The 7,145-nt window shown below is 37.4% G+C and carries 6 protein-coding genes; 1 reads left to right on the top strand and 5 read right to left on the bottom strand.

Features of this window, described 5'->3' with window-relative positions; translation table 11 throughout:
- Positions 1-262 precede the first annotated feature (262 nt).
- Positions 263-985 carry a RibD family protein gene (locus tag C8U37_RS14170; RefSeq protein WP_108033855.1) on the bottom strand — a complete coding sequence of 241 codons (723 nt, stop codon included), beginning with the start codon at positions 983-985 and terminating at the stop codon, positions 263-265.
- 589 nt (positions 986-1,574) lie between these two features.
- Here C8U37_RS14170 and C8U37_RS14175 point away from each other — a divergent pair.
- The gene (locus tag C8U37_RS14175) at positions 1,575-2,915 is read left to right on the top strand and encodes a dihydrolipoyl dehydrogenase family protein (RefSeq protein WP_108033856.1); all 1,341 of its coding nucleotides are present in this window, start codon (positions 1,575-1,577) and stop codon (positions 2,913-2,915) included.
- A 201-nt stretch (positions 2,916-3,116) separates the two neighbouring features.
- On the opposite strand, the gene C8U37_RS14180 is transcribed toward C8U37_RS14175, so the two are convergent.
- The 4 genes from C8U37_RS14180 to C8U37_RS14195 are packed head-to-tail and all read right to left on the bottom strand — an operon-like array spanning position 3,117 to position 6,886.
- Positions 3,117-3,851 carry an ABC transporter permease gene (locus C8U37_RS14180; RefSeq protein ID WP_108033857.1) on the bottom strand — a complete coding sequence of 245 codons (735 nt, stop codon included), beginning with the start codon at positions 3,849-3,851 and terminating at the stop codon, positions 3,117-3,119.
- Positions 3,841-4,767, bottom strand: coding sequence for an ABC transporter ATP-binding protein (locus tag C8U37_RS14185; RefSeq protein WP_108033858.1), 927 nt, complete (start codon positions 4,765-4,767; stop codon positions 3,841-3,843). Before C8U37_RS14185 ends, C8U37_RS14180 begins: the two co-directional genes overlap by 11 nt.
- The gene (locus C8U37_RS14190; RefSeq protein ID WP_108033859.1) at positions 4,760-5,911 is read right to left on the bottom strand and encodes an ABC transporter permease; all 1,152 of its coding nucleotides are present in this window, start codon (positions 5,909-5,911) and stop codon (positions 4,760-4,762) included. Before C8U37_RS14190 ends, C8U37_RS14185 begins: the two co-directional genes overlap by 8 nt.
- Before the next feature lie 21 nt (positions 5,912-5,932).
- Positions 5,933-6,886, bottom strand: a complete 954-nt coding sequence (locus C8U37_RS14195; protein WP_108033860.1) for a glycine betaine ABC transporter substrate-binding protein — start codon at positions 6,884-6,886, stop codon at positions 5,933-5,935.
- Positions 6,887-7,145: the final 259 nt, after the last annotated feature.

The following is a 7,145-nucleotide window of genomic DNA, read 5'->3' on the forward strand; positions in this document are numbered from 1 at the left end:
CCTTATTGTTCGACATCGCGAATTTTGATGGGCTGTACGCGCGCTTCAAGGAAAACAACGAGACGGTCGGCGAAATCATCGAAATGGGCGGCGCCAGAACCTTCAACTTCCCCGACAGGGACGGCAACTACTATGCCGTCCGGGAAACGGCTGATTAAGCGGACCACGCGCTCCTTTCCGCATCATCAACATAAAGAACCACCGGATCCGAGGCATTTTGCCATTGGATCCGGTGGGTCTTTCGTTATTCATGAGCCTCGTTTCACTCCGAAAGATAGATCAGTCGGATACCATCCGGATCGATCCGTTCGAATTTATCCAACTTGAACTTCCGGATACGCTGATCCGGACTGTTCCCGAACTCGAACAGTGAAACGGAATCGGAAACGCCTTCGACAAGCGGGGCGATGATAAGGCTGATTTCATCGACCAAGCCTTCGCTCGCGAATGATCCGTTCACGAAGCCGCCGCCGACCAGCATGAAAGTTTCGATGTCAAAATGTTTGTGAAGCTTATCCAAAGCAATCGTCATAGACAAAGGTTTGCTCTTCCCCGCAAAAATGTAGGAAACGCCGATTTTCCTGAGATAGGCCAGATACCGATCAGAAACCGACTCGCTCAAAATCGTAACGATGTGGTCTCCTTTTCTTTCCGGATACTCGTCACCGATTACATTCGTTTCCCAGCCGAGTTTCCCTTCCGAATCGACCGCAATCGCGTATGAGCTGAATGCATCCGGATGAATGTAGTCTTCCCTCGAAATGGCTTCATCCGAGTAAATGGACAAATCCACTTTGTTTCCGAAGGTGATGTGCTGCTCGAACGTGATCCGCCCGCAGATCCAATTGTCCGAAGCGTAAGCGGCCAACATATCCTCATAAGCCTTTCCGTACGGTCCGAATTCGGCCGCACTTAAATACTGCCCCGCCGCACGCCCATCTATCGACATCGCCATATGGCAAATCACCTTATAAGATCTGTTCATTTCATTTTCCTCCGTTCCGAATCTGGGTTTATGATTCCATCATAAACCCTTGACGTTAGTTTAAGTCAAGAAGAAACTATCAGGAAAATATGCTCAGATGCCCTCGCGATTGAAGGTCAACTCAAAATCTATCCCCAACTCCGGTGAGGCGCTCGCTCGCCGGAGGACAACGGTAACTATCGGCACCTTCTCCGGTGAAGCCATCCTCATCGGAGAACGCATGCAAAAATAGGTCCAGTCCTAAATCCTATGTAAAATCACTTTGTAGTTCCTTTTGCTTGATACGTGTGCTTTTGTGCCAGGCGAGCCTGGCAGGAATGTCCAACGGTTCTTTTACCAGTCCTCATGGATATCTGTAACGGTGGACTAATAAGCTCTGATTCACGAGCACTATCATCATCCTCCCAATACTGTTAACGCTTCCTTTTTATGGTATCATAATAGCGAGTTACTAAGAAATAATATACTTAGATGGCCAAATTGCTTATTATTTTAAATTTTACTCTGCCCGCATCCAATAACTATTTCCCCTTCAAATGAAGAATTCCCTCACTAATATTCCTTAATAGCATACTTAGGAGATGATAAAATGAAAAAGATATATGATGTAGTGGTTATCGGCAGTGGTGTAGCCGGACAAACAGCCGCTTCTGGATTGGCTTTTGCTGGTAAAAATGTTGCTATCGTTGAAAATGACTTATGGGGTGGAACTTGTGCCAATAGAGGCTGTGACCCTAAAAAGATTCTTTTTTCTGTGGTAGAAGCGCACAACAAATCTTTGCATTTAATAGGAAAAGGGATTGAAGAAGCACCTATAATTAATTGGTCTCAACTAATTGCTTTCAAAAATACCTTTACTGATCCAGTTCCTGAACAAAGTAAAAAACGTTTAAAGGCTTCCGGAATAGATGTTTATAATGCTACCGCTGAATTTATAGATGCAAAAAATATAAAAGTACAGGACCATATCCTAGAAGCGGCACAATTTGTCATTGCAACAGGTGCCCGTCCCGCTTTAATAAATATTGAAGGAAAAGAGCATTTCCTGACCAGTGATGATTTTCTCTCGCTGCCTAATATGCCAGATAAGTTAACCTTTATCGGTGGCGGTTATATTGCATTTGAATTTGCAGCGATCGCCAACGCTGCAGGGGCCCAGGTAGACGTCATCCATCATAACTCTCGCCCACTTAAAGCTTACGATCAAGAATTGGTAAGTGCGTTAATGAGTCAACTAGAAGCAAAAGGGGTCATATTCCACTTAGATACCAATATTACTCTTATCGAGAAAGTGGGCCAGCAGTTTAAACTTACTGATGATAAAGGTTTTGAGCTAACGACCGATTTAGTATTTGCAACTACAGGTCGCCTAGCTAATACCGAAAAGTTAAAACTGGAAAATGCTGACGTTACTTATGATAAAAAAGGGATTATAGTTAACGATTATTTACAAACTAGTAATCCAGCTATCTATGCATTGGGCGATGTCCTATCTAAAAAGCAACCTAAATTAACACCGGTATCTAGTTTAGAAGCCAGTTATCTAGTCTCGCTCTTAACCAATAAAAATGATTGCCCCATTGCTTATCCGAAAATACCGACGAATGTCTTCTCAAGTCCAAAACTGGCACAAGTGGGAGTTACTGTTTTAGAAGCAGAGAATAGTAAGGATAAGTACGAAGTCTCTACCATTGATGCTAGTAATTGGTTTAATTATTTAAGAGTCAATGAACCTGTTTCCAAAGTTAATATTATTATTGATAAGGATTCTGGACTTTTAGCAGGTGCAAGCTGTTTAAACAATGAGGCCGATCAGTTAATTAACTTCTTTACCTTCTTTATTAATAAAGAGATAAAAGCAGCTGAACTGGCAGATGCCGTATTTGCTTACCCTACCATTGCTAGTGATTTAACATATTTTTACACCTAAAGGTTATTCAGCCAATATGAGAAATTGGGCGGAATCGCATCTTCACTGTTAACTATCTACTGTTCCGTCCCGATTTCTTCCTCATGCTACAAATAGGCTCCCCCTCTATTGAAAGAAATCATTGAATAAATATAAACAAAAGTGGGGCATTCTAGATTGCAATCTGGAACGCCCCACTTTTATTTTTAAATCCGAACATTTTTAGGCATTCCAAATTAATTTTTCTTGTAATACATTTAATAGTAGCTCTACTATTATTGCAAGTAAGGTCACAGGTATTGCACCTTCTAATATTAAAACCATATCAAAAGTTCTTACGCCATTTACAACTAAAACGCCAAGGCCACCTGCTCCAACAGCCGCTGCCAAAGTTGTGGCACTTATATTTATAACAAGTGCTGTTCTTATTCCACCTAAAATTACATTTAAAGCTAGAGGTATTTTTACTTTGATATATATTTCTGCTTCTGTCATACCCATTCCTTTTGCTGCATCTATTATGTCTTTTGGAACTTCTTCTATACCTACGACGACATTATAGGTTATCGGCATCAAGGCATAGACAACTAGTGCTATCAAAGCTCCTTTTATCCCGTATCCTAAAAGAGGTACTGTCAGGGCTAATAAAGCAGGTGATGGAAAAGCCTGACCTAAATTCACTATTTTTAATAATAATTCTTTAAATTCATGACCATAATTTGTCGTTACAAATATTCCTAAAATGCCTCCAAGTGCAACTGCAGTCAAGCTTGATAATAAAACCATCCAAATGTGTTCCATAAAGTAAACTACCAAAAGTGTTCTAGAACCTTCCGTACTTTTAGAACTAAAAAACTTATATAAGATGCTTTCAAATCCTTCTGAGTAGGCAACTATAATTACAAGCACAATAGCCAGTAAAGCTGCAACTACTAATCCCTTTTTATCAGACTTCATTTATATCACTTCCAGCTACTTTTAATATACTATCCCAAGAAATACTGCCATTTATAAGTGCTACTCTGTCTTTTCCAGTTGTTAGCATTTCTGTTAATACATCTCTAAGAGTAGCATTTTCATCTAGTGGTTCTTCCTCTAATAATACAGCTTCAGCATAATCTATTGCAGGTTTTCTTGATAGAATGGTTAAAATACCTTCTCCTTTAAAAAAATCTTTGACAAATTCATTTTTGGGATCTAAAACAATTCTTTCTGGCGTATCTATTTGTACGATTTCCCCTTGATTCAGTATGCAAATCCTATCTGATAGGAGCAGGGCTTCATCAATATCATGCGTTACAAAAACAACCGTCTTTTTAAGTTCCTTTTGGATTTTTCGAAATTCTTTTTGAAGTCTCAGCCTATTTATTGGATCAACTGCACCAAATGGCTCATCCATAAGTAAAATATCAGGGTCAGATGCAATGGCCCTAGCAACTCCTATCCTTTGCGCTTCTCCACCTGACAATTCAGAAGGCTTTTTATCTCTATATTTTTCAGGTTCTAATCCAACTAATGCTAACATCTCGTCTACTCTTTTAGAAATCTTATCATTTTTCCACTTTAATAGGTGGGGAACTGTCGCAATGTTCTTTTTAACATCCATATGAGGAAATAATCCGATACTTTGAATGACATAGCCGATAGTCTTTCTAAGTTCTTCTCCTTTTAAATCATCTATATCTTCACCGTTTACTTCTATTTCTCCACTATCCCTAGCAATCATTTTATTTATTAGTCTCAGTAAAGTTGATTTTCCACAACCAGAAGGACCTAGTATAACTAAAAACTCTGCCTTGTTTACTGTTAATGACAGATCTTTTACCGCAGTGAAATCTCCATATTTTTTTGTTACATTACTTATTTTAATCATATATAACACCCCTCACAGTCTTTTCAAAGGCTCTTAAAATGTAATCAAGTAGCACTGTGAAAAAAACGATCGGAAGTACTCCCAAAAGGATTAAATCAGGTGAAGCTTCACCTAGTCCTAAAAATACAAAAGTACCCATTCCTCCACCACCTACAAGACCCGCTAAAACTGCCCCTCCAATCGTTTGAATAAAAGCAATCCTAATTCCTGTAAATATTATTGGGAAAGCTAATGGTAATTCAATTTTCATTAATATTTGACGCTTACTCATACCCATTCCCTTTGCAGCCTCTATGACATTTTTTTCGACTGAATAAAATCCAGTCAGAGTATTTCTTCCTATTGGAAGAAGTGTGTATAGAGTTAGTGCAATATATGCAGGAGCCCAGCCAATTCCGCTTACTCCTATAGCATCAAAAAAAGGTAACTTGCCAAGTCCAGATAGCGGAACTAAAAGAATTCCAAATAAAGAAAGACTTGGTATTGTTTCAATTATGCTAAGTGGAACCATAATTTTATCTTCGAGCTTTTTTTTCGAATAAGCTAAAAATCCTAATGGGATGGCTATGATTGCACCTGTAACAACTGAACTGAAAGTTAATAAGGCATGGATTCTCATATTATCAGTGAATTGCATTTTTTTTATATTGTATTCTTTGATTAAAGACAAGTCATCCAGTGTGCCAGTAAACATAAAATAAGCTAAAATTGTAAAAATACTTAAAAATCCAATCCATTTTATATATTTATGCTCTTTAATACGCTGAGTATAGGTAGAAAAAAGCATATACATACAAAAGATTTGAACATAGAAACCAGAAGAGAAACTGACCCTAGCTGAAGTCATACCAGCTGTATAGTCTCCAGTTTTTAACTGCAAAATCCAAAATAATAATAAGAGCAAAAGAGATGTCAGTATAAAAATAATAATATTTTTAGCTTTTTTTTCATAAAATGCCAGAAGGATTAAACTTCCCCATAAAACCAGAAGGACCATTCCTAAGCTACCAAAAAATTCTAAACTAGAATACTTTATACCTTGAGAGATTCTGTTTGGTTTAAGTTCAACTAAAGTCATAAAAACAAATGCTACTGCTCCTACGAAGGAAAGCAGTAGCAATGTTTTATCTTTTATTTTATTCATATAATCACCTTTTGAGTTAATTTATTCTAAAATACCTTCTTCTATTAAGTGGTCTTTTGCAACATCTTTCGGTGATAAACCATCTACAATTACTTTTTTATTCATATTTTGTAAATTTTCAAGAGTTAATGTTTTGAATGTATTTTCTATGACATCTTTTATTTCTGGATATTTTTCTAATATTTCTGATCTAATTACTACAGATGGTTCAAATACCGGTGGAATAGAAAGTGGATCTTCTAAGACAACTAAGTCTAAATCTGGTAATGAACCATCAGTACCATAGACAAGTGCCACATTGACATCATCCGTTCCGTTTGCAAGCGCACTGATTGTCTCCGCAGTATTTCCATGTGGGAGCATGATAAGTTGGTCTGGTTGTAATTTAAAGCCATAGCCTTCTTCCATACCTAAGAGTCCCATGTTTTTTTCTGCAAATAGCTGACTAGTAATAAATTTAACTTGACCTCCATTATTTACATAATCTGCAAAATCCTCTAGTGTCTTTAGATTATTAGTCTCCGCAAATTCTCTTTTAACTGCTAACATTTCAGTATTATTAGCTTTTGCAGGCTCCAACCAAGTTAAACCATTGTTTTCTTCATCATATGTTTTAATAGAATTATAACCTTCTTCTATATCTCCCCAAACTTCTTCTTCAAATCCTTCAGAATAATATTGGCCATTACCAGTATAGTCAATTCCAATATCTAATTCACCTTGTAATAGTGCGTTTCTTTGAACATCTGGCGTTCCAAATTGAACTTTATCTGTAATCGTATAACCATTCTCTTCAAGTGCTAAGAGGACCATATTACCTAAAATTCCACCTTCAGTGTCAACAAATGAACCTAAAACTATTGGGTCATCAGAATTTTTTGCTTCATTGTTATCTTTATCTATCGAAGAACCACAAGCCGATAATACTGAAAGCACCAAAACTAAAGTAAATATATAAAGTTTACTTTTCTTCATAATTAACCAACCTCCATTTTTTGTCACAGCCTATTCTGCAAACTATTTCCAAGTTGACACCTAAAGAAGTAAAGCGGTTACACAATTGCTATTATATTTATAGTACCATAGAAACAAGAGCTTAATCAAACATGTTACATGGCATTAAAGGATAAATAGGCAGTTGTTATTTGAAAAACTAAATTCCAGTTGACCGATTCAAAATACGGAATTAACTTCTGCAAAGATGGGAGTGGAATTCACTCCTGCAAACAGCCTA

The organism is Trichococcus patagoniensis (genome assembly GCF_003051085.1).
Taxonomy (GTDB): Bacteria; Bacillota; Bacilli; order Lactobacillales; family Aerococcaceae; genus Trichococcus; species Trichococcus patagoniensis.

Excerpts from the sequence above, each read along its gene's own strand:
- C8U37_RS14170 (WP_108033855.1), bottom strand. The coding sequence starts at position 985 with ATGAACAGATCTTATAAGGTGATTTGCCATATGGCGATGTCGATAGAT.
- C8U37_RS14175 (WP_108033856.1), top strand. The coding sequence starts at position 1,575 with ATGAAAAAGATATATGATGTAGTGGTTATCGGCAGTGGTGTAGCCGGA.
- C8U37_RS14180 (WP_108033857.1), bottom strand. The coding sequence starts at position 3,851 with ATGAAGTCTGATAAAAAGGGATTAGTAGTTGCAGCTTTACTGGCTATT.
- C8U37_RS14185 (WP_108033858.1), bottom strand. The coding sequence starts at position 4,767 with ATGATTAAAATAAGTAATGTAACAAAAAAATATGGAGATTTCACTGCG.
- C8U37_RS14190 (WP_108033859.1), bottom strand. The coding sequence starts at position 5,911 with ATGAATAAAATAAAAGATAAAACATTGCTACTGCTTTCCTTCGTAGGA.
- C8U37_RS14195 (WP_108033860.1), bottom strand. The coding sequence starts at position 6,886 with ATGAAGAAAAGTAAACTTTATATATTTACTTTAGTTTTGGTGCTTTCA.